This is a genomic window from Meridianimarinicoccus sp. MJW13 (assembly GCF_014901205.1).
Lineage (GTDB): Bacteria > Pseudomonadota > Alphaproteobacteria > Rhodobacterales > Rhodobacteraceae > Meridianimarinicoccus.
In genome coordinates this window covers 47,697-69,382 of record NZ_JACNMU010000007.1, presented here as the reverse complement: position 1 = coordinate 69,382, position 21,686 = coordinate 47,697, and the positions used below count along the sequence as shown (strand labels likewise).

The window sequence follows — 21,686 nt, the reverse complement described above, 5'->3', positions numbered from 1 at the left end:
CGCCGAACGCCAGCAGTCTTATCGATGGCGAAGAAGCGCGCTGGGGAGTTGCCCGGTCCAGCGCCGCATGGCACGGGTCAGGGTCGCCTGATTGGCATAGCCAAGGTCGTCTGAAAGCTCCTTGAGGGTCTGCACTTCGCCGCTTTGCAGGCGCTCCAGGGCGATGCGGGCGCGGGTGTTTTCCAACACGTCTGAAAAGCTTACCCCTTCGTCGCGCAAGCGGCGACGCAGGGTGCGCGGGCTCAAGTCCGCAGCGGCGGCGATCTTGTCCACCGTGGGCTTGGTATGGGGCAACATGGCGCCCATCAGCACCGACGCGGATCCCGCCAGACCGCAGCCGTGTGGCACAAGGGGGTGATCCGCGGTCGGGCTTTCCATGGCCGCCTTGATGACAGGCGCCGGGATCGGCCGGCTCGCGACGTCCCGATCGACCCAGATATCCAGTGCCCGGTTGTCCGAAGCCTGCAGGGACTCGCCCAGCCATGGGCGCAGATGCGACAGCCCGGCCCGCGGATGCGGGATCATCGAGACACGTGCGATGCTGGAAATATCCGAAGTGCCGCTTCGGCAGACCACGTCCACGAAGGCCGCGACGTATTGCTGGACCAGATGCAGCACCTCGTCCGAGCCGATGTTCAGGGTCCAGCCATCGCGCACATGCAGCGCGTCCCCGACGCTTTCGACAGAAAACAGCTCGTGCGTCACATGCAGCGGCATCATCCCGACCACACGAAGCAGCCCCTCGCGTACGGTCGGCCCGCGCAGGGCGGCATGGCCGATCAGCCCGATCTCGGCCACACTGCCAGCTCCGACGATGCGCCAAGCGACGTCCGGCCCTTCGGCCTGCGCGACGGCAACCAGCAACCGGATGGCGCCCCGCAACGGCATCGGCAGCAACGGATCGGACTCGGGCAGCCACTCCAGTCCGGCCTGGGCCAGGAAAGGGGCCGGATCCTTGCCTTGGGACCGCAGCCAGCGGCGGATCGGGGTCACCGTTGCACCACGGATCAGGGGAATGCAGATGGACATTGGGGCGGTCCCCTTCCAAAGGCCCACGCAATGGCCAGAAAAGTCAAATCGTGCACAAGTTGGCCTTCGGGATCAAGAGGCACAGGCATAGCCTGCGCCAAGTATCATTTCTGTTTCACCGCAGTTTCATCGCAATGCCCGGCGGGCTGAACCCGGCGGTGCCTTGTGCACAGGAGGCCAAATCCATGGCGCGAAGAAGAACCTTAGTATCCCTGGTCTGTTCCGGCTTGTTCCTGGCGACCGCAGCGGCGACACCGGCGGTCGCGCAGGCCCCGGTCGGATCCCCCGATGCGACCCGCACTCTCAGCGGCACGCAACTGCCCGCCCCGCCCATGGAATTCGGCGGCAAGATCGAACACGAAGCCCTGAAGTCCGAACCATGGTGGGCACCGCGCATCGTGCCGCCCAAGGATGCGCCCAACATCCTGCTCATCATCACCGATGACTCGGGCTTTTCGGTGCCCAGCACTTTCGGCGGGGTGATCCCGACCGACACCATGGACAAGCTGGCCGCCGAGGGGTTGAGCTATACGGCCATCCACTCCACCGCACTGTGTTCGCCGACCCGTGCCGCGCTGATCACCGGGCGCAATCACCATTCGGCAGGCTTCGGGGTAATCTCCGAGCAATCCACCGGGTACCCCGGCTACAACAGCATCATTTCCAAGGACAAGGCGACCATCGGGCGGATCCTGCTCGACAACGGTTATGCAACGTCGTGGTTCGGTAAGGATCACAACACCCCCGCCTTCCAGGCCAGCCAGGCCGGGCCCTTCGACCAGTGGCCCACGGGCATGGGGTTTGAGTATTTCTACGGGTTCGTCGGCGGCGACGCCAACCAGTGGCAGCCCAACCTGTTCCGCAACACCACCCAGATCTATCCGTTCAACCAGGCCGAGGGAGAATGGAACCTGGTCACCGCGATGGCCGATGACGCCATCGAGCACATCACGAACCTGCATCAGATCGACCCGTCGAAGCCCTTCTTCGTGAAATACGCGCCCGGCGCCACCCATGCCCCGCACCACCCGACCAAGGAATGGGTCGAGAAGATCGAGGCGATGCACCTGTTCGACGATGGCTACCAAGCGTTGCGCGAGACCATCTTCGAGAACCAGAAGAAAATGGGACTGGTGCCGCAGGATGCCACCCTGACCGAATGGCCCGCCGACAAGCTGAAGCCCTGGGACGCGCTGACCGATACCGAGAAGAAGCTGTTCATCCGCCAGGTCGAGGTTTTCGCCGCCTATGCCGCCTATAGCGACCACGAAATCGGCCGTGTCATTCAGGCGGTCGAAGACATTGGCGAACGCGACAACACGCTGATCATCTATATCAACGGCGACAACGGCACGTCGGCCGAAGGCGGCCCGCTGGGTACCTTCAACGAGGTGGCCTTCTTCAACGGGCTGAACGAAATCCCCGCCGAAACCCAGATGAAATGGTACGATGTCTGGGGCACCGAAGCGACCTACAACCACATGGCGGCAGGCTGGGCCTGGGCCTTTGACACGCCCTTCGACTGGTTCAAGCAGAACGCCTCGCGACTGGGCGGCATCCGCCAGAACATGGTGGTGTCCTGGCCCAATGGCATCGAGGAAAAAGGCGGACGCCGCGACCAGTTCATGCATGTGATCGACGTGGTGCCGACCATCCTTGAGGTCACCGGCATTGCCGCGCCCGAGGAGGTGGACGGGATCGCCCAGAAACCCATCGAAGGCACCAGCTTTGCCTATACCTTCGACGCTGCCAATGCCGACTCCCCCAGCCAGCACACGACCCAGTATTTCGAGATGTTCGGTCAATGGGCGCTGTATCACGAAGGCTGGCTGCTCAGCACCAAGGTGAACCGCGCGCCTTGGGAAATCAGCGGCGCCGCAAACCCCGATCCGCTGAACAATCAGGTGCTGGAGCTTTATGACCTGACCAGCGACATGAACCAGACAACCGACATCGCCAAGGATCACCCCGAAAAGGTGAAGGAACTGAAAGCGCTGTTCATCGATGAGGCGAACAAGTACCAGGTGTTCCCGCTGGATGCCTCGGTTCAATCGCGTCTTGTTGCGCCGCGTCCGAATATCACTGCCGGCCGTGACGAATTCGTCTACATCAAGCCGATGGTGGGTCTGCCGCAGGGCGACTCGCCGCTGCTGCTGAACACCTCCTACACGATCACCGCCGAGATCGACGTGCCGGAAGGCGGCGCCGAGGGCATGATCCTGACCTCGGGCGGGCGTTTTGGTGGCTATGGTTTCTACCTGAAGGATGGCAAGCCGGTGTTCCTGTGGAACATGGTCGATCTTGAGCGCATCAAATGGGAAGGCAAGGACGCCCTTGCGCCGGGCAAGCATACCGTCGAATTCGACTTCAAATATGACGGGCTGGGCACCGGGACGCTGGCCTACAACAATTCCAGCGGCATCGGCAAAGGCGGCACGGGCACCCTCAAGGTCGACGGCACGGTGGTCGACAGCAAGGCGATGAAGAACACCTTGCCGATCATCCTGCAGTGGGATGAGAGCTTTGACATCGGATCCGACACGCTGACCGGGGTCAATGATGCCGACTACACGCCGCCCTTCGCCCTGACCGCAAAGCTGGACAAGCTGACCGTCAAGATGGATCAGCCACAGTTGAGCGAAGCCGACAAGAAGACGCTGGAAGAAGCGCTGCAAAAAGCCAGCGATTGATCCGCAACGTCGGCCGGGGTGTGACCCGGCCGACGTCTCCCTTCGGGGTTTGGGTCATCGAGTTCGCGCCAAGCGCGGCCTTTGGCCAAAAGCTCCCGAGGTGGCATCACTGCCCAAATCGCCTTGAGGGAGACACCGCGTGATCCCAGCATGTGCGGTAGGCAACCGGGTTTGTGGAAAGCCTCTTGCGGCTGGCAAGGAAAGCTGAACAAGAGAGTGCCTTGGCCCGCTGAACGTTCTGATCCACAGCACCGGCATCAAGGCCGCCAGCAAAGTGGCACACGGGTGCCACCTTGCCTGTTGGCAGCTCAACTTTCGTCGGGCAGCGCCACAACGGCGATCATTTCGACCCGCATGCCCGGACGGGCCAGTGCAACACCGCCGGTCGCGCGGGCAGGCGGGGCGTCACGGCTGACCCATTCATCCCAGACGGCGTTCATGCCCTGGAAATCCGCCATGTCGGACAACCATACCTGGACAGAGGCGATATCGGCCTTGGTTGCGCCAAGTTCTTCGACAACCTTGTCCAACTTGCCCAGGACCTGGCGGGTCTGTTCCGTGATATCCGCGGCCAGATCATCCGGAACCTGCCCGGCAAGGAAGGCAACATTTCCGATACAGACCGCTTGGCTCATGCGGGGACCTGGGGTGAGGCGTTTGAGTGACATCTGGTTTCCTTTCGAGTCAATCGTTGTCGTCAAGAGTAGATCCAGCGCCTGCGCGCGACTGTTCCGACGCCGGAACCGTCGTGCGCATGGCAAAGGTGTTGAGCATGGAAATGGTGTCAGCGCCGGTGTTGGCTTTGGGCGATTGGCCTGCGGGCGGGTCTGTCGCCACACCCTGCTGTGCGGTCAGCGAAAGCTCAGCCTCGGACGGCAACGCGGCAAGCGCGCCTGATGCTGTTTCCGGCCAATCTGACCCCTGCCCAACAACGACCGAGCCGCCGGCCCAGGACACGGTGATCGAAACACCGTTCTTCTGGGCGATGTTGGCAAGGAAGGGCAACATGAGGATCGGACAATCCACCTTGCCTAGGGTGATCGAACAGTCCGCCACGGGACCGTCCGACAAGGCGGCGTAGTCGCACAGCGTTGCACCCAGAACGATCGGACACAGCGCGCGACCGCCTGCGGCGCGCCAGTCGCCCCGCGCAACACTCGGGCACAGCTCTGCCCATTCGCGCCCCTGGGCCTGCTTGAGATGGGTGCAAAGATAGCCGGGGCCGTCGATCCCGTGCATGGCCAGCCAGGCGGCAGCGAACCCGGCCTCTTCGGCCATGCCCCAGCTCATCCCCGCGCCGCGGGCCGCCTTCATGCAAAGCGATGCAACTTCATTGCGCGACAAGGGTGCTGCTTGGTTGTCCTGGAAAAAAGGCGTGGAATCGCCGCGCGTCTGGTCGTGAGGTTGCGTGTTCATGTGGACTTCTCCGCTTGGACGTCGTCGGGATAGGGCGCGCCCTGAAACAGGTTGATGCGAACCCAGCGATCCGACCGCGGATCGAACTGGTTTGCCCCGAAGAATGCCAACTTGCAGCGCAAAAGGTCGATGGGCAGCATGTCGGCCGCTATCAGGTTGTCATGGACTTCCGCAAAGGGGTGGTGCTGCGCGATCTGGGCACGGCGCACGGTGTAGCGATGCTCAGGGTGGGCCAAAAGAAGGGATGCGACCGGGGTCGCGTCGTCAAACCCCTGCAATGCCGCATACAACTCGGCGATCAGTCGGGCGATGCACAGCGGTTGTTCCAGGGTCGCCCCTTCTTCCGAGGCGCGCTCGCCCAGGCGAGGTTCCAGCTTTTCCTCGGACACGTACCAGAACCGAGCGATGTTCTCGGGCGAGGTGAAATCGATCGACAGCGCCCAGGCGTATTCGGATTCCAGGATGGCCCGCAAATCCTTGATCGGCATTGACCCGTTCAACCGGAAGGTTGCCGCTTCGTCGGCCCCCATATGATCGGCAAGATCGTCCACCAGGTCTCCATGCGGCTCCAGCATCAGAGCCAACAGCGCCTCTTGCCCTTCGTGACTCAGGGTCTCGGAGCCCCATGTCCACAGCGCATCCCAGGGACGGGGTTGCTGTGTATCCCAGTCAGACAGTTTGTCCGATACCATGGCAAGATCACGGCGCAGGTCGTGCAGTTTTTCGACTTGAACAGGATGCACCGACCGCCAGATGTCGGCATTCCGGATCGCCGCATCCAGGGCTTTGCCCATCCCGGCCACGGCGTCGTCTGCCGCGCCGGGCTGAGCGCGCACCCGCGCCAGTGCCTCTTCGCGGGCCATGATCCAGTTGTTCAGGAGCACCGGATGCCGGACGATGAACGGTGCCATGCCCAGCCCGGTGGAGTTGCCGACACCAAGCATCCGGCGGATCTCGGGGCTCAGCCCGACCGTGCGATCCCCGCCTTTGACGGCCGCCATGTGTTCAGCAATATCGACCGTAAAGGCACGGATCAGCCACACTGTCAGCATCTCGACCTGAAACGGGGCCGCAAGTTCGGGGCGCGCGGCAATGTCGTCACGGTCCGCCGCGCCGAATTTTCCGGAACCGTAGACAGCCGTCGTCCGCATCAGATAGCCGACAGCGGCGATTTCCTCGGGGTCCGGCTGTTGGCCTTGCGAGAGCGCGCCGACCACATGGTCGAACAGCCGAACCGAGCGGTTCGCGCGGGCCAGGGTGAGTTCCGTGGGGCTGATCCGGCCGGCTTCCTGCAAGGGGACATTGTCGCCAAGCCGGGCAATATCCTCGGGCGACGGATCACCGTCGAACAGTGTGAAAGTCGCATCCCAGGCGGTCGCGATCACCCGGTCCGAGCGCATCTCGGCAGGCAGGTCATGGGAAAATGCGACAAGGCTGTAGGTCCGTTCGGGACCCTTGACCCGGTACACCGCATGACCGAGCCCCTTCGCATCAACTTCCCAGACCGGACGGTCGATAACCCAATCCTCGTCGGTCAGCCGCCGCAGAAGCACACGGAGGAAGGACAAACGGGTCGGATGGCTGCTGCCCATCCGCGCAAGTCGCATGACTTCTGATGCCGGACGCCGGAATGCGGCGGTTTCCGAAGACGAATTCTGATCTTGTAGGGACATCGCATTTCCTCCTGGTGTTTCTGGGGTGAAGCAGGTGTGGCGCAGGCGCGCCGCGCCACACCGAGATGTCAGGTCTGCACTGGTTTCGGCGAGCGTCCGAGCATCCAGGTGATCCGCAAGGCATCCCAAAGCGAGGGCAGCAGGATCAGGGACACGGGCACCGCCGTGATCACGATGAAGCTCTGAAGCTTTCCGATGCCACCGGCGCCGGTCGAGATCAGGATCAACGCCATCACCCCCATGGCAATCCCCCAGAACGCCCGCAGTCCGGTCGAGGGTTCCCCGTCGCACATGGTGGTCGAGATCACATAGCTCATCGAGTCGCTGGTCGTGGCCACGAAGCACATCGTCAACGCCAGGAACAGAACCGACAGGATGAAGCCCAGCGGCATCGCCTGGGTGATCGCCAGCAGGCCGGCGGGCAGGTTGAAGCCCTCGAACGGCCCCGAAATGATACCGGGCTCGGCGATTTCGAAGAAGATGCCGGATCCACCGATGATCGTGAACCAGAAGTTGGTGATGATCGGTGCGACGATCGACAACATGATGATGATTTGGCGGATCGAGCGCCCTCGGCTGACGCGCGCAATGAAGATCGCCATCAGCGGTCCGTAGCCCATGAACCAACCCCAGAAGAACACGGTCCACCAGCCCAGCCAGCCGGGATCACCGAAAACGCCCGCGTCGCCACGGTAGAGTGTCAGATCGATGAAATGGGCAAGATAGACCTGCATACCGCCAAAGAAGCCGGAGAATATGTCGGTTGTGGGACCAGCGATCAACATGAACACCAGCAAGGCAACCGCAAGGATCACGTTGATCTGGGACAGCACCTTGATGCCTTTGGCCAGACCGGTGATCGCGGACACCGTATAGACCCCCACAAGCGCCAGGACCGCGACGGCCTGCGTGGTGAAATTGTCGGGAATTCCCGTCAATGCGTTCAGGCCATAGGACATCTGCAGACCCAGAAAGCCAATCGGCCCCACGGTGCCCGCGACCACCGCGATGACACAGGATGCGTCGGCGATCAGGCCGATCGGCCCGTGCAGCGCGCGGTCTCCGAACACCGGATAGAGCAGGGTGCGCGGTGCCAGCGGCAGACCCATGTCATAGTGATAGTGCATCAGCATGACGGTGGTCAGCGATCCCAGGATCGCCCATGCCAGAAATCCCCAATGCAGGAAGCTCTGTGCCAGCGCCGCGTTCGCGACGGCCTGCGGATCGTCGCCCAGATCACCAAAGACTGGTGGCGTCGACAGAAAATGTGCAATCGGTTCCCCTGCGGCCCAGAACACGCCCCCGCCTGCAAGCAGGGTGCACATGATCATGGCGGCCCAGCTGAAGGTGTTGAATTCCGGCATGGTCAGCCCGCCCATCACGGTCTTGCTGCCAGGCAGAACACACAGCACAAGGCCGATCAGGAAGGTCGCCAACAGCAGGATTTGCCAATACAGGCCGAAATACCGCGCCGAAAATCCGAACCCGGCATCGACAAGCGCAGAAAGCCCTTCGATGTCAAAGAATGCATAGGCGCAGAACAGGGCGATAAACCCGCCGGTGATGGCAAAAAGCGCTTTGTCTATCCCTCCGGATACGGCGCCTGATTGTGGTGTCGCTGAACGTGTCATCTGTGGTCCTCCCAGATCATGTGAATGCTGCGCCTTACTCGGCGGCGCGCGTCTTGTCGGTTGATTGCGCAGAGAGTGCGCCGAAGCTCTTGCCGAAAAAGGCGTGCCAGTTGTTGCCCATCACGCCGTCAGTCGTTGCCGCATCCAGCCCTGCGGCGCGCAATCCGTGACGGATCGCAGCCAGATCGCGGTTGTCATGGAACCAGCTGGGCATGGGCGGGAAGCCGGGCGCATCCGCACTGCCTTCGCCATAGTCGATGGTCTTGGTCCACCGGCCGACGCGCATCCACTCGACAATGCTGTCTGGATGGTCCTGGCAAAGATCAGTTCCGATCCCGACGCTGCCCGGTCCGACCAGATCGACCGCAAGAGCCGCCATGTCGCACCAGGATTGCAGCGTGCAGCCGCTGCCGTCTTTCAGGTGGTGCGGATAGGTGGAAAGCCCCAGAAAGCCGCCGCTTTCCCCCAGTGCACGTAGCAGAGCATCGGATTTGTTGCGCAAAGCGGGGTGCCAGCTTGCCGGGTTGGCATGGGTGATCGCGATCGGGCGCGTCGAATGCTCGATCGCCTCCAGAGTGGACTTCTCGCCTGAATGGCTCATGTCGACCACAAGGCCGACGCGGTTCATCTCGGTGACAACGGCGCGGCCCATGCGGGTCAGACCGGTGTCCTCGTCCTCGTAGCAACCCGATGCCAGCAGCGACTGGTTGTTGTAGGTCAGTTGCATGAACCGCAGGCCGAGCGTGTGCATCACCTCGACAAGTCCGATGTCATCCTCGATGCAGGACGGGTTCTGCGAGCCAAAGAAGATCGCCGTGCGCCCGGTCTTGCGCGCCAGGTCTACGTCGGCGGCTGTCCGACCCTGAAAGATCAGGTCCGGATAGGTCTCGAACCAGCGGTTCCACCGCTCGATCTGCAGCACCGTTTCGCGGAAGGTTTCGTGATAGGTGATGGTGACGTGGACAGCATCCACGCCCCCCTCTCGCATCTGGCGAAAGATCTTTTCGGACCAGTTGGCGTATTGCAGCCCGTCGATCAGAAAGCTCATTGCGGCTCTCCCGCGGCGACATAGGCGGTCTTGACGGTGGTGTAGAATTCGGCGGCATAGGTGCCTTGCTCGCGTGGGCCAAAGCTCGACGCGCCGCGCCCGCCGAAGGGAACGTGATAGTCCGTGCCCGCCGTCGGCAGGTTCACCATCACGCAACCCGCCCGCATGTTCGCGCGGAAATGGCTGGCCCGGGCGAGCGAGCGGGTCATGATGCCCGCCGTCAGCCCGAATTGCGTGTCATTGGCCAGCGACAGAGCTTCCTCGTAGCTGTCGGCCCGTTGTACCGCGGTGATCGGCGCGAACATTTCCTCGCGGTTGATCTGCATGTCGTTGCGGGTGTTCGCGAACACGGTGGGGGCCATGTAGTAGCCGTTTGTCGGCATATCCAAACGATCGCCACCACACAGCAACTCGGCGCCTTCGGATTTTCCGATCCCAACATATTCGAGGTTCTGCGACAGTTGCCCTTCGCTGACGACCGGACCGATCTGGGTGCCGTCCTCCAGCGCGTGACCGACCTTCAGCGCCTTGGCCGCCAGAACCAGCTTTTCAACGAAGGCGTCATGCACCGAGGCATGCACGATCAGGCGGCTGGCTGCGGTGCATTTCTGCCCCGTGCCCCCAAAGGCAGAGCCGGCGGCCAGGGTGACCGCCAGATCGAGATCGGCGTCATCCATGACGATCAACGGGTTTTTCGAACCCATTTCCATCTGCACTTTGGTCATGTTCTGGATGGCCGTCGCCGCGATGCCGCGCCCGACAGGCACAGATCCCGTGAAGGTGATTGCGTCGACCTGATCGCTTTCCACCAAGCGTTGGCCGACATCGCGGCCCGGTCCGGCGACCAGGTTGAACAGGCCCTTGGGAATGTCCTGACGTGCAATGATCTCGGTCAGCGCGACAGCGCTGGCGGGCGTGACGTTGGCAGGCTTCCAGACCACGGCGTTGCCAAAGGCCAGCGCCGGCGCGATTTTCCACGCAGGCGTGGCGACGGGGAAGTTCCACGGGCTGATGATGGCAACCACGCCGACAGGCTCGCGGCGCACGTCAATCTCGATGCCGGGGCGTACACTCTCGGCCAGATCGCCGTGCTGGCGAAGGACTTCGCCGGCAAAATAGGTGAAGAACTGCCCAGCGCGGTACACTTCACCCTTGCCCTCGGCGAGCGGCTTGCCTTCTTCGCGGGACAACAGGCGGCCGATTTCTTCGGCACGGGCCATCAGTTCGGTCCCGATCGCCATCAGCACATCATGCCGTTTCTGGATGCCGGCGGCCCACCACTGTGGCTGCGCGCGGCGGGCTGCGGCGAGAGCCTCGTCAAGCTGCGATGCGTCGGCCTGCGCATACATCCCGATCAGGTCGGATGTGTCTGACGGGTTGCGGTTTTCAATTTGCGAGGCGCCGTCGCTCCAAGTGCCATCGATATAGAGTTGCGTGCGATCGGTCATGGGAGTCTCCTGTTTGGCTTACAGGCACCTAGACCATTCAGGAGAATTCAGTCATTCTAAAAGAAATGAAGTTTTCTTCAGGATTTTTGAATGAACATCAAGCTAGAGATGCTCCGGACCTTCTGTGTCGTGGCTGAAAAGGGCACGCTGTCCGGCGCCGCCAAGGCGTTGGGGCGCACGCCTTCTGCCATCTCGATGGTTCTGACCCAGTTGGAAGAGCATGTCGGCGCACCGTTGTTTGAAACGGACCGGAAAAGCCGCCTGACCCCTTTGGGGCAGCTTGTGCTCGAAGAAAGCCGTCGCGCAACGGATGTCTTTGACAGGAGTATAAAGGCGATTGGTCGGCACGCGGTTTCATCGGTTGGAATCGTGCGCATCGCAGCGGTGCCTTCGGCGACGGTTGCGCTGTTGCCAAAGGTGATCGAGATGTTTCGGGAGACCCACCCGGATGTCCGCATCGAAATCAGTGATGTCGACAGCGCCGCTGTGCGCCGCCGGGTTCAGCGTGATGAAGCCGATATCGGCATCGTCTCGGCCCGACCGGACGATACCGTGGAGGGTGAGCCAATTCTCTGCGATGACTTGGGCATCGTGTGTGCCGAAGGCGGCCCGGTTCACAAAGCGCACCTTGCAGCCAAAGGTCACTCGGACTGGAGCCTGCTGACGCATGAACCCCTGATCGCGAATCCGCTTTGCAATCTGGTGGACGACCCTTTGATCCCTTTGCTGCTGGCTGGCAGCACGCTCGAGGCGCGCAACACGACGGCAATCCTGTCATTTGTCCGGCGCGGCCTTGGGGCCAGCATCCTGCCGTATGATGCCGTCAGGAACCAACCGGATGGGGTCGAGTTCTTTGTCCCATCAACGCGCGTGAACAGCCGTGAGTTGCGCAAGATCAAACAAGACAAGGACCGCACCAGCGCGCCAATCACCGTGTTTTGGGCGCTTTTGAAGGAATATCCAAGACCCCCTTGAACCAAGACAAGACGGTCACGGCACGTCTGGATGCTCGGGTCGATATTCGTTCAACACATCCTGGCGCTGAGCATTCAGGCGGGAACTCATGCTGTTTGGAATGCTCTCCTGACTTTCGTTGAATCCTGTTCGGAGCGCCCCTGGCCCAGCAGTTTTCTTGGGCTGTAGCGGCAGTGTGAGGCGCACCTGGATTCACAAACGCTGGACCCTCTTGCTTTGACGCGAGGAAGCGGACATGGGAGCAAGCATCTACAGCGACGAGTTCAAGCGGGATGCGGTGCAACAGATCACGCTGCACCGCGCCCATCGCGGGTGCATCGTCATCCTGGCGTGTACCAGATCGGCGACGTGTAGGCGCGCTCCTGATGGGTCGGGTCCACGAAGTCGGGAATGTCAGTGCCGAAGAAGACCGCGTCATAGGTGGTCCAGCGCGGTGTCGGGATCTCGAGCACGCGGACATAGTAGAAGGCGCGCAGGGCCGGATCGAAGTCCGGATCCTCCCAATAGGTTTCAAGGAACGGCGCGCCAATGGCGTTGGTGTAGGTCGCGGTGGCCACGTCCACGGTGTTGCCTACATCACCGTCACAGGCACCGTTCTCGATGGCACGGGCGTCCGAGCACGCCACGTCATAGACCCGCTCCTGCGTTTCGCCGGCGGCATCAACCCAACCCTTGATGACCTGAACCCGGTCGATATTGGCCCCATCGGGATCGCGCAGCGCGCGGATCAGCATACCCGGCGTGTCACCCTCGTCGAACCCGGTCAGGTCGCCGCCCATCGGCACGCCGTTGTCATAGCCGTAGGCCGCAAAATCGGACCGTGCGAGGTCATCCGCGCCGAACATGGCTCCGGCGAAGACGCGCACGCGCAGGCGGGTTCCGGTTGTGGCATAGACTTCCTTGTTGTTGAGAGAGTCCCAGATCGCCTCGCGGGTGTTTTCGCGCGCCCAGACAGCCGCAACGCCGGAAGCAAGGCCGATGCCGTGAATCTGGTCATCGGCGGGATCGTCGGGCGTGAGGCGGCCGGTAATCTCTTCCTCCCAGCGCAGCGGTTCGCCGGTCGGTTCGACCATCGGAGCCTTGCCGAAGAAATTGTCCTCTTGCGCGGTCGACAGGCCGGTATGGGAATCCGTCGAGCCGACCATGCCGAACTTGAACGGGTTGGCGCCAAGTTTGGCTTCGTAGGCCATGCCGCGCTTCAGCGCCTCGCGGGCATATTCCCGTGGCAGCATCTTGGGGGTCTTGAGCTCTGGACCAAAGCTGCCGACATCCCATGTTCCGTAGTCTGCGAAGGCATCATCGGGTGACAGCATCGGGTGTGCCTCGCCGTCGCCCTTGATCTGGGTGACTTCGTACAGTGGTTCCCACCGCATCCGGCGCTTGGCATAATCGGCGTCGATCGGGGTCTTGTCCGTCAACGTCACGTCATCAAACATCAAGCCATTCGACAGATTGCCATTATGAGGAATGGCCAGCACCTGCCCGCCGGTTAGCGTTTCGTACCGCTCCATCCAGTCCCAGAGATCTTCGGGGTCGTCACTGTCATAGGCGCTGAACGGGGTAACCTGATCGGCCTCTGCCTTGCTGTCCCTGAAAATGAGGTTGCGGTGCAGGTTGTTGCCGTCCGGGCCGGACGTCCATTCATAGCCGATCAGGGCGGTAAATGCGCCAGGATCGTTGTGCTGCTCGGCGGCCTCGGTAATGCGATTCCACATGGTCTGGACAAGCGGACTGTCAGCCAGTGGATCGCCGCCACTTGGACCGGACGAGAATGCGCTGCCCCAATAAACATAGGCTTCGTCCTTGGCCTCCTTGGTCCGGGGCGCAAAGATGTCGCGCAAACCGGCGGCCCAGTCGTTGCCCTCGAGTAGCGGGCTCTCTTCGTCGAGCGCGAGATAGAGACCGAGATTTTCGGCGTGGTCGGCAACAACCAGAAAATCCAGCGGCCGCTGCAGGCGCGCCGGGATGCCGTTCGACGACGTGACGACCTGCCCCTTGGCAAAGCGATAGGCATCGTCAGGTGTGGTTGTTGCACCGGTAAGACCTGCATCAGCGGAATATGCGGTGTGCAGATGCGTATCGCCAAACAGAACCTGATCGGGATAGTCGTGCTGGAGATAGGGCACGTAGTCTGTATTGGGGCTGGGTGAGAGCGTCCCTACGTCTTGTGCGGCGACCGGCACCGCTGCGGTTGCACAGACCAGAGCCGTGATTGATGTCCTGAGCATCTAAATTTCTCCTAATTCGAGCGTCCGCCTTGACGATTGAACGGGTCAGGCGACCTGTGCGATCTGCTGGATCCGCGAAAACGACCCGACCGATGAATCCCGCCATCCGTCGGCGGAACCATGGTCAGCGTCCGTCAACGGCGATTGGAACCAGACGTAACACAGCCGCTCCGGTCATTTTGCGACAATATTCTGACCCATAAGGCCGGTTTCATCGTTGTCAGCCGGCACAACGTCCGGATGATCAATCGGATGGCTCCGCGGGTTGATGGGCGATTCAGCCGCGCCTGAGATGCGTGGTCGGCGGCGCGGAGGGTTTCTCTTCTGCAGTCGCTTCGTCTATTGGGGCATCGTCGTCCAAGCCCGCCGCTTCATCGGCCTCGGTCATGGCGACTTGCAGACCCTCAAGCGCCGGTTCCAGTTGTTCGATCTCGCGATCGATCTTTTCGGAATTCTTCCCAGACGCGTGCTATTGCAGCTTGGCAATGCGCATCTGCAGGGTATGAGCCGACGGATCATGGGCCCGCAGCGTGGTTGAGAGTTTGGCTGTCTCAGCCACCAAAGAGACGACGATCGTCTTCAGAACGGCCGGATCGTTGGACGGAGTTGGCGTGCCGCCGGACATGAGCATGACTGCCATGGCACCCCACTTGCCTCCACAAAATTTAGCAATATCAGTGCAGAAGGTTGGCCTGCTCGCGCAGGCAGTACGCCCCGGTCCGGCCGGTGCCAGTCAATCCTATCCCACAGCATGGCCAAATGCGCAGACGTCAGGCGCATACCTTCAAGGGACAGGACGGACCGTAGCTGGCCGGAATTTTCTGACCAAGGGCTATTGTATCCCTATGCCGCGTCGTAGCTTGTAAACACCTCGGTGCTGCCGTCGCGTCGGATCAAGAATACGTCGTATGCTTCGCGCTGCTCTTCAGGACCCATGCCGGGTGACCCGTAAGGCATGCCAGGAACAGCGAGGCCGACAGCATCTGGTCGTTCTTCCAGTAGACGGCGGATGTCGGCAACCGGCACGTGCCCCTCGATCAAGTAGCCTTTGACCCTGGCTGTGTGGCACGAGATCATGTCTTGCGGGATACCGTTGTCCAACTTGTAGCGGATCAGCAGCGTCCCAGAGCTGCGCTCCACGGTAACACGAAAGCCCTCCTGGCGAAGGATGTCGACCCAAACTTGGCAGCAGCCGCAATTGGGGTCTTTGAGAACCTGCACAGCGGGCGCGTCCTGCGCAAACGCTGCGAACGGCGCGGTGCTGGCAAAACCTGCCATGGCGGCGACAATCTGGCGGCGCGTCATTTGCATCACGAACTTCCTTCTTCCGTGTCTTGGTGTAGATGGGAGCATGGCCCGATATTGCTGGTTCCGGGGACATCCTGGCCATCAGGCATGCTGTTGTTCTTCCGTCTCTTCGTAGTGAATGACCACTTGGTGCGCAATCTGGAACGCGGAAGGTACTTGCGGCAAACCGGGCTCAGAGCAATGGCTTGAGCGAGATCGAAGTATCGGCACTGCGGAGTGGGGGGTGAAACGGGGGGCAAAAGAATGCCAGTCACACCCAAATCATTGCAATAACTGGAATTTTTGGGGTGATGGCGGAGACGAAGGGATTCGAACCCTCGAGACCCTTCCGGGCCTACTCCCTTAGCAGGGGAGCGCCTTCGACCACTCGGCCACGTCTCCGCGGACGGGTCTATCGGGAATTGCGGGGCAGGGGCAAGAGCAAAACCACAGGTTTCGCGACAAAGCGGCGGCCCTGCGGCTCTTTTCTTTTGGCAGGCGGCTGCGTATCACCGGCGCAACACGAACACAGGATGCCCCCATGCTGAAAACCCGCATCATCCCCTGCCTGGACGTCAAGGACGGCCGCGTGGTGAAGGGCGTCAATTTCGTCGATCTGATCGATGCCGGCGACCCTGTCGAGGCCGCCAAGGCCTATGATGCGGCGGGTGCTGACGAGCTGTGTTTCCTGGACATCAACGCCACCCATGAAAACCGCGGGACCATGTACGATCTGGCCACCCGCACCGCCGAGCATTGCTTCATGCCGCTGACCATCGGCGGCGGCGTGCGGACCCACGAGGATGTGCGCAAACTGCTGCTGGCGGGGGCCGACAAGGTCAGTTTCAATTCCGCTGCCGTGGCCAATCCCGACGTGGTGGCCGAAGCCGCGGATCGTTTCGGCAGCCAGTGCATCGTGGTGGCCATCGATGCCAAGACCGTGGAGCCGGGGCGGTGGGAGATCTTTACCCATGGCGGCCGCAAGCCCACGGGTATCGATGCGGTGGAGTTTGCACGCACGGTGGTCGAAAAGGGCGCGGGCGAGATCCTGCTGACCTCGATGGATCGGGACGGGACGCGGGCCGGGTTCAACCTGCCGCTGACGCGGGCGATCTCGGATGCGGTGCATGTGCCGGTGATCGCTTCGGGCGGGGTCGGCACGCTGGATCATCTGGTCGAAGGGGTGACCGAGGGCAGGGCCAGCGCGGTGCTGGCGGCCTCGATCTTTCACTTCGGCGACTACACCATTGGCGAGGCCAAGGCGCATATGGCGCAGGCCGGAATCCCTGTGAGGCTTTGAGAGATGCACACGCTGGACCGTCTGTTCGAAACCATCCAGACCCGCCGCGACGCTGATCCCGACAGCTCCTGGACGGCCCGTCTGTTCGCCAAGGGACCGGAAAAATGCGCCGAGAAATTCGGCGAGGAAGCGATCGAGGCCATCATCGAAGCGGTGAAGGATGACAAGCCGGCGCTGACCAGTGAAGCAGCCGATGTGCTGTATCATCTGCTGGTCATGCTGACGGCGCGCGACGTGGCGCTGGCCGACGTGCTGGACGTGCTGGAAGGCCGGATGGGGACCTCTGGTGTGGCAGAAAAAGCCGCCCGTCCTTCCGTATAGACGGTTGACGCATCTTGCCCTGACCGGTCATTGATCACAGGCCCCTTGGATCAGGATTTGAAGCCGCGCCATGTTCAACACCCTTCTTGAAGAATTCATCACGTTGTGGGTGGTGATCGATCCCATCGGCACAATCCCGGTCTTCATCGCCGTGACCTCGGCCCTGACCGCCGCCGAGCGCCGCAAGACCGCGCTTGTGGCCTGTCTGGTCAGTGCCGCGATCCTGATGTTCTTCCTGGTCTTCGGCCAATTGCTGATCGATGCCCTGGGCATCGGCCTGCTGTCGTTTCAGGTTGCGGGCGGCATCATCCTGTTCCTGTTCGCACTCACCATGATTTTCGGGGAATCCAAGGCGGAAACAGATCGCAAATCAGTCGAACTGGAAGAAGGGATTACATCAGATCGCCCGTCCCCGGCGGTTTTCCCTCTGGCCGTTCCCTCGTTGGCCTCGCCCGGCGCCATGCTGGCCATCGTGATCCTGACCGACAACCACCGTTTTTCGGTCGGGGATCAGGCGATGACCGCAGGGGTCATGGTGCTGATCGTGGCCATTGCCTATGCCTGCATGCGTCTGGCCGATCCGATCATCCGGCTGATCGGAATATCGGGGAGCGCCGTTGTCAGCAGGGTGATGGGGATGGTTCTGGCGTCCGTGGCGGCCAATGCGGTCCTGTCGGCGATGCTGGAGATCGTGAAGACCGGGGCGCTGTAGCCCCGCACGGGCCTTCCAGGATGAGCTTGCCAAGTCGCGAAGGCGTGGCACCGTGGCCCTTGTGCGTCTCTTGGGCGGGCATCGGTGGTCAGAATTCCTCCAACTACAAAATCGCATATGAGATTGCATTTACATATTAAAGAAACATGTTCTTTTGTTCCGTCTCGTTATTTACCATAGGTAAGGCAGGGTGCATTGCCTGCGATCCGGCAATGACCGGGAGGAGATATTGACATGGAAATTGATCGATTGAAGGGGCGGATCGGGCTTGCCGTAGCAAGCATTCTTGCCATTGCCAGCGCGGATCCTGCCGTGTCGTTGAGTCTGGAGTTCTTTGAGTCGGGCAACCCGACGTCCTTGTTGAGGTTTACCGATGGCGACGCGACGGATCAGAACGGCAAGGTTCGGAACTTTCAGTTCTCATCCACATGTACCACTTGTCCGGGGGCACTCTCGGTGGGCGGATTTCAGATTTCTAAGATCAGCGCAAAGAGAACCAGGCCCGGCAAAGGCCTCGGCGCGCACCTGAGTTTTTCGTTTGAGGGAACAAGTTCTCCGGGGACAGATGCCGACCTTATTGCCAGAGTGTCCGACATCAATTTCTACAGGATCCTCCACCACTTTGACACAACTCAAGCAACGCTGTTCGGATATGCAGCCACGCCGGATCGTGGCAACAAGATTTCAGTCGTGAATTGGACATCATGGATCTCCAGTTCCAACTATCTTTTTGATCCGCAGCAGGTTGTTGGCAGCGTCACGGCAACATCGTCCGACTTTTTCGATGTGGGGAGTGTGAACGCAGCTTTCGCCTCGGCGGGAAACCCTGCCGTGATCATACCGTGGGGTACATACTCGATGACCCAGACGGTGCGCATTGGTACCGACACCAATGTCGATTTTACGGCCTTTGCATCCACACAGGCTGTCCCGCTGCCAGCGGCACTGCCGGTGCTTGGTGGGGCGCTTGGCGCGCTTGGTCTGCTGGGCTGGCGGCGCACACGGTCCACCTGAACAACGTCCGCATCGCAAGACATCCCTTTTGGTTGCGTGTCTTTCCCCCGGTCTTTCCGGGTCCAGAAGGTGTGCGCCCACTGGGCCAACGGACGACTACTTGTTCAAGTTGAAATCAAATATTCGAATTAATTAACACAACGGAAGTACATGTTTTTCTGACACCTTCTTGCCGATTACGCTTGGTCAGGCGGATGCTCAAAGCCCGCCATCCGGAAGAAATCGGGAGGAGTTTGCAAAATGACACACGGAATTTCAAAATTTCGGTCGGGGATCGCCGCGGCAAGTTTGCTGACGCTGGTCGGCGCCGGGCCCGCCTTGTCTCTGGGGTTGGAGTTTTACGAGGCGGGAAACCCGGCGTCGTTGCTGACATTGATGGACAACGACCTGACCGACCAGAACACCAACAGCGGTGTCTTCCAGTTCTCGTCGACCTGCGCGGGCTGTCCCGGACCGCTGATGGTCGGGGGCTTCCAACTCTCGCAGGTCATTGCCAATAGCGGGATTGGCGGGGCCGCGCAGTTGAGCTTCAGCTTTTCAGGCTCCAGCCCGGCACAGGGCAATGCCGACCTGTTCGCACGGGTGACAGACACCGGATTTTACGCCTCGCGCGGATTGCCACCGGGCAGCCCTTTCGTGACATTGGCCACGCTGAACGGCAATGCAGCGACGCCCGACACCGGGAACAAGATCGCGGACATGAGCTGGCGGTCCTGGGTGGCCACATCGAACGCGCCCTTCGACACTTCGCAGATCGTCGGAAACGTGGTCGCGACATCGGCGGATTTCACGGACATCGGCAACGTCAACGCAGCTTTTGCGTCTGCGGACAATCCGGTGGCGGTGATCCAGGGGCAGCCGTTTTCCCTGACCCAGACCGTCCGGATCGGGACCGAGAACGACGTGGACTTTTCGGCCTTCGCGTCGACCCAGGTGGTTCCCCTGCCGGCGGCACTGCCGGCCCTCGGTGCCGCACTAGGCGCACTTGGTCTGTTGGGCTGGCGCCGTCGCACGGCGGCCTGACCTGCACCCACAAGGCAAGAAAAAAGGGAAGGCGCGATGCCTTCCCTTCGTGTCTCAGTTGCCAGAGCGGGCTTGCCGCTTGCGCTCGTGCGGGTCCAGGAACCGCTTGCGCAGACGGATGGCCGTCGGCGTGACCTCGACCAACTCGTCATCGTCGATATAGGCGATGGCCTCTTCCAGCGAAAACTCGATATGCGGGGTCAGGCGCACCGCGTCATCGGTGCCCGACGCGCGCACGTTGGTCAGCTTCTTGCCTTTCAGCGGGTTCACTTCCAGATCGTTGTCGCGCGAATGCTCGCCGATGACCATGCCCTGATAAATGGGGGCCTGCGCACCGATGAACATGCGGCCGCGCTCTTCGAGGTTCCACAGCGCATAGGCCACCGAAGTGCCGTTTTCCATCGAGATCAGCACGCCTGCGCGGCGGCCCGGAATCGGGCCCTTGTGGGGTGCCCATTCGTGGAACACGCGGTTCAGCACGCCGGTGCCGCGGGTGTCGGTCAGGAATTCGCCGTGATAGCCGATCAGCCCGCGCGACGGCACATGGGCGATGATCCGGGTCTTGCCGGCATTCTGGCGCATCTCGGCCAACTCGCCCTTGCGCACGCCGGTCAGCTTTTCGATCACCGCGCCGGAGTATTCGTCATCCACGTCGATGGTGACTTCCTCGATCGGTTCGACGCGCTCGCCGTTGATTTCGCGGAACAGAACCTGCGGGCGCGAGATCGACAGCTCGAACCCTTCGCGGCGCATGTTCTCGATCAGCACGCCCATTTGCAGTTCGCCGCGACCGGCGACCTCGAAGGCTTCGCCGCCCGGCGTGTCCTTGACCTGGATGGCGACGTTGCTTTCGGCCTCTTTCATCAGGCGGTCGCGGATGACGCGGCTTTGCACCTTCTTGCCGTCACGGCCTGCCAGCGGGCTGTCGTTGATGCCGAAGGTGACCGAGATGGTGGGCGGATCGATGGGCTGGGCCGGGATCGGATCGTCCACGGCCAGCGCGCAGATGGTGTCGGCCACGGTGGCCTTCTGCATCCCGGCGATGGACACGATGTCACCTGCGTGCGCTTCGTCCACGGGCTGCTGCGACAGGCCGCGGAAGGCGAGGATCTTGGAAACGCGGAAATGGTCGATCTGCTCGCCCAGACGCGACAGGCCCTTCACGGTGGCGCCGGTCTTCAGGGTGCCGGTTTCGATGCGGCCGGTCAGCAAGCGCCCCAGGAAAGGGTCGGCCGACAGGGTCGTCGCCAGCATCGAGAAATCTTCTTTGACATGGGCCAACTGACGCGGGGCAGGGACGTGATCGACGATCAGGTCGAACAGCGCCGACAGATCCTTGCGTGGTCCGTCCAGTTGGTGATCGGCCCAGCCCGAGCGGCCCGAGGCATACATGTGCGGGAAATCAAGCTGGTCGTCATCGGCGTCGAGCGACGCGAACAGGTCGAACACCTCGTCCAGCGCGCGGTCGGGTTCGGCGTCGGGCTTGTCGACCTTGTTAAGCACAACGATGGGACGCAGGGCAAGCGCCAGCGCCTTCGAGGTCACGAACTTGGTCTGCGGCATCGGGCCTTCGGCGGCATCCACCAGCAGGACAACGCCGTCGACCATGCTCAGGATACGCTCGACCTCGCCACCGAAATCGGCGTGGCCGGGGGTGTCGACGATGTTGACGCGCTTGCCCTTCCATTCCACCGAGGTCGCCTTGGCGAGAATGGTAATGCCGCGCTCCCGCTCCAGATCGTTGCTGTCCATGGCCCGTTCGGCCACGGCCTGGTTTTCACGAAAGGAGCCGGATTGCTTGAGCAGTTCGTCCACAAGCGTGGTCTTGCCGTGGTCCACGTGGGCAATGATTGCGATATTCCGCAGGTCCATGTTCGTCAGCCTTGAAGGG

At 61.7% G+C, this 21,686-nt stretch carries 18 protein-coding genes and 1 tRNA gene; 8 read left to right on the top strand and 11 right to left on the bottom strand.

Annotation, left to right across the window (positions count from 1 at the left end; translation table 11 throughout):
• Nucleotides 1-18: 18 nt before the first annotated feature.
• Nucleotides 19-1,029, bottom strand: a complete 1,011-nt coding sequence (locus tag H8B03_RS13480; RefSeq protein WP_193142400.1) for an AraC family transcriptional regulator — start codon at nucleotides 1,027-1,029, stop codon at nucleotides 19-21.
• Between the two features lie 185 nt (nucleotides 1,030-1,214).
• On the opposite strand from H8B03_RS13480, the gene H8B03_RS13475 reads away from it, so the two are divergent.
• Nucleotides 1,215-3,719, top strand: a complete 2,505-nt coding sequence (locus H8B03_RS13475) for an arylsulfatase (protein ID WP_193142399.1) — start codon at nucleotides 1,215-1,217, stop codon at nucleotides 3,717-3,719.
• A gap of 308 nt (nucleotides 3,720-4,027) precedes the next feature.
• On the opposite strand, the gene H8B03_RS13470 is transcribed toward H8B03_RS13475, so the two are convergent.
• The 6 genes from H8B03_RS13470 to H8B03_RS13445 form a co-directional block, all read right to left on the bottom strand.
• Nucleotides 4,028-4,387, bottom strand: coding sequence for a RidA family protein (locus H8B03_RS13470; protein ID WP_193142398.1), 360 nt, complete (start codon nucleotides 4,385-4,387; stop codon nucleotides 4,028-4,030).
• Nucleotides 4,388-4,403: 16 nt separating this feature from the next.
• Nucleotides 4,404-5,135 carry a DUF3726 domain-containing protein gene (locus tag H8B03_RS13465; protein ID WP_193142397.1) on the bottom strand — a complete coding sequence of 244 codons (732 nt, stop codon included), beginning with the start codon at nucleotides 5,133-5,135 and terminating at the stop codon, nucleotides 4,404-4,406.
• Entirely contained in the window at nucleotides 5,132-6,808 is a 1,677-nt protein-coding gene (locus tag H8B03_RS13460; RefSeq protein WP_193142396.1) for a hypothetical protein, read from the bottom strand. The genes H8B03_RS13465 and H8B03_RS13460 overlap by 4 nt, the downstream gene beginning before the upstream one ends.
• A gap of 68 nt (nucleotides 6,809-6,876) precedes the next feature.
• The gene (locus H8B03_RS13455; protein WP_193142395.1) at nucleotides 6,877-8,439 is read right to left on the bottom strand and encodes a BCCT family transporter; all 1,563 of its coding nucleotides are present in this window, start codon (nucleotides 8,437-8,439) and stop codon (nucleotides 6,877-6,879) included.
• Nucleotides 8,440-8,473: 34 nt separating this feature from the next.
• Entirely contained in the window at nucleotides 8,474-9,487 is a 1,014-nt protein-coding gene (locus H8B03_RS13450; protein ID WP_193142394.1) for a membrane dipeptidase, read from the bottom strand.
• Nucleotides 9,484-10,935 carry an aldehyde dehydrogenase family protein gene (locus H8B03_RS13445; protein WP_193142393.1) on the bottom strand — a complete coding sequence of 484 codons (1,452 nt, stop codon included), beginning with the start codon at nucleotides 10,933-10,935 and terminating at the stop codon, nucleotides 9,484-9,486. Before H8B03_RS13445 ends, H8B03_RS13450 begins: the two co-directional genes overlap by 4 nt.
• 90 nt (nucleotides 10,936-11,025) lie before the next feature.
• Here H8B03_RS13445 and H8B03_RS13440 point away from each other — a divergent pair, with 90 nt between their 5' ends.
• Nucleotides 11,026-11,910, top strand: coding sequence for a LysR family transcriptional regulator (locus tag H8B03_RS13440; protein ID WP_193142392.1), 885 nt, complete (start codon nucleotides 11,026-11,028; stop codon nucleotides 11,908-11,910).
• A 320-nt stretch (nucleotides 11,911-12,230) separates the two neighbouring features.
• Here the strand turns inward: H8B03_RS13440 and H8B03_RS13435 are convergent, their stop codons facing one another.
• Nucleotides 12,231-14,138: a DUF3604 domain-containing protein gene (locus H8B03_RS13435; RefSeq protein ID WP_193142391.1), complete on the bottom strand. Its 1,908-nt coding sequence runs from the start codon at nucleotides 14,136-14,138 to the stop codon at nucleotides 12,231-12,233.
• Nucleotides 14,139-14,406: 268 nt separating this feature from the next.
• Here H8B03_RS13435 and H8B03_RS13430 point away from each other — a divergent pair, with 268 nt between their 5' ends.
• A complete protein-coding gene (locus H8B03_RS13430) occupies nucleotides 14,407-14,676 on the top strand; it encodes a hypothetical protein (RefSeq protein WP_193142390.1) in 270 nt (89 codons plus the stop codon).
• 305 nt (nucleotides 14,677-14,981) lie between these two features.
• Here the strand turns inward: H8B03_RS13430 and H8B03_RS13425 are convergent, their stop codons facing one another.
• Complete coding sequence (locus tag H8B03_RS13425; protein ID WP_193142389.1) at nucleotides 14,982-15,449, bottom strand: DUF411 domain-containing protein; 468 nt, start codon at nucleotides 15,447-15,449, stop codon at nucleotides 14,982-14,984.
• Between the two features lie 288 nt (nucleotides 15,450-15,737).
• Nucleotides 15,738-15,827, bottom strand: a tRNA-Ser gene (locus tag H8B03_RS13420).
• 139 nt (nucleotides 15,828-15,966) lie between these two features.
• Here H8B03_RS13420 and hisF point away from each other — a divergent pair.
• The 5 genes from hisF (at nucleotide 15,967) to H8B03_RS13395 (ending at nucleotide 19,795) form a co-directional block, all read left to right on the top strand.
• Nucleotides 15,967-16,725, top strand: a complete 759-nt coding sequence (gene hisF, locus H8B03_RS13415; protein WP_193142388.1) for an imidazole glycerol phosphate synthase subunit HisF — start codon at nucleotides 15,967-15,969, stop codon at nucleotides 16,723-16,725.
• 3 nt (nucleotides 16,726-16,728) lie between these two features.
• Nucleotides 16,729-17,046 (top strand): phosphoribosyl-ATP diphosphatase, encoded by a 318-nt coding sequence (locus H8B03_RS13410; RefSeq protein WP_193142387.1) that lies wholly within the window; start codon nucleotides 16,729-16,731, stop codon nucleotides 17,044-17,046.
• 70 nt (nucleotides 17,047-17,116) lie between these two features.
• Nucleotides 17,117-17,758: a MarC family protein gene (locus H8B03_RS13405; RefSeq protein ID WP_193142386.1), complete on the top strand. Its 642-nt coding sequence runs from the start codon at nucleotides 17,117-17,119 to the stop codon at nucleotides 17,756-17,758.
• Nucleotides 17,759-17,992: 234 nt separating this feature from the next.
• Nucleotides 17,993-18,772: a hypothetical protein gene (locus H8B03_RS13400; protein ID WP_193142385.1), complete on the top strand. Its 780-nt coding sequence runs from the start codon at nucleotides 17,993-17,995 to the stop codon at nucleotides 18,770-18,772.
• A 240-nt stretch (nucleotides 18,773-19,012) separates the two neighbouring features.
• Entirely contained in the window at nucleotides 19,013-19,795 is a 783-nt protein-coding gene (locus tag H8B03_RS13395; RefSeq protein WP_193142384.1) for a hypothetical protein, read from the top strand.
• Nucleotides 19,796-19,849: 54 nt separating this feature from the next.
• Here the strand turns inward: H8B03_RS13395 and typA are convergent, their stop codons facing one another.
• The gene (gene typA / locus H8B03_RS13390) at nucleotides 19,850-21,667 is read right to left on the bottom strand and encodes a translational GTPase TypA (protein ID WP_193142383.1); all 1,818 of its coding nucleotides are present in this window, start codon (nucleotides 21,665-21,667) and stop codon (nucleotides 19,850-19,852) included.
• Between the last annotated feature and the right edge of the window lie 19 nt (nucleotides 21,668-21,686).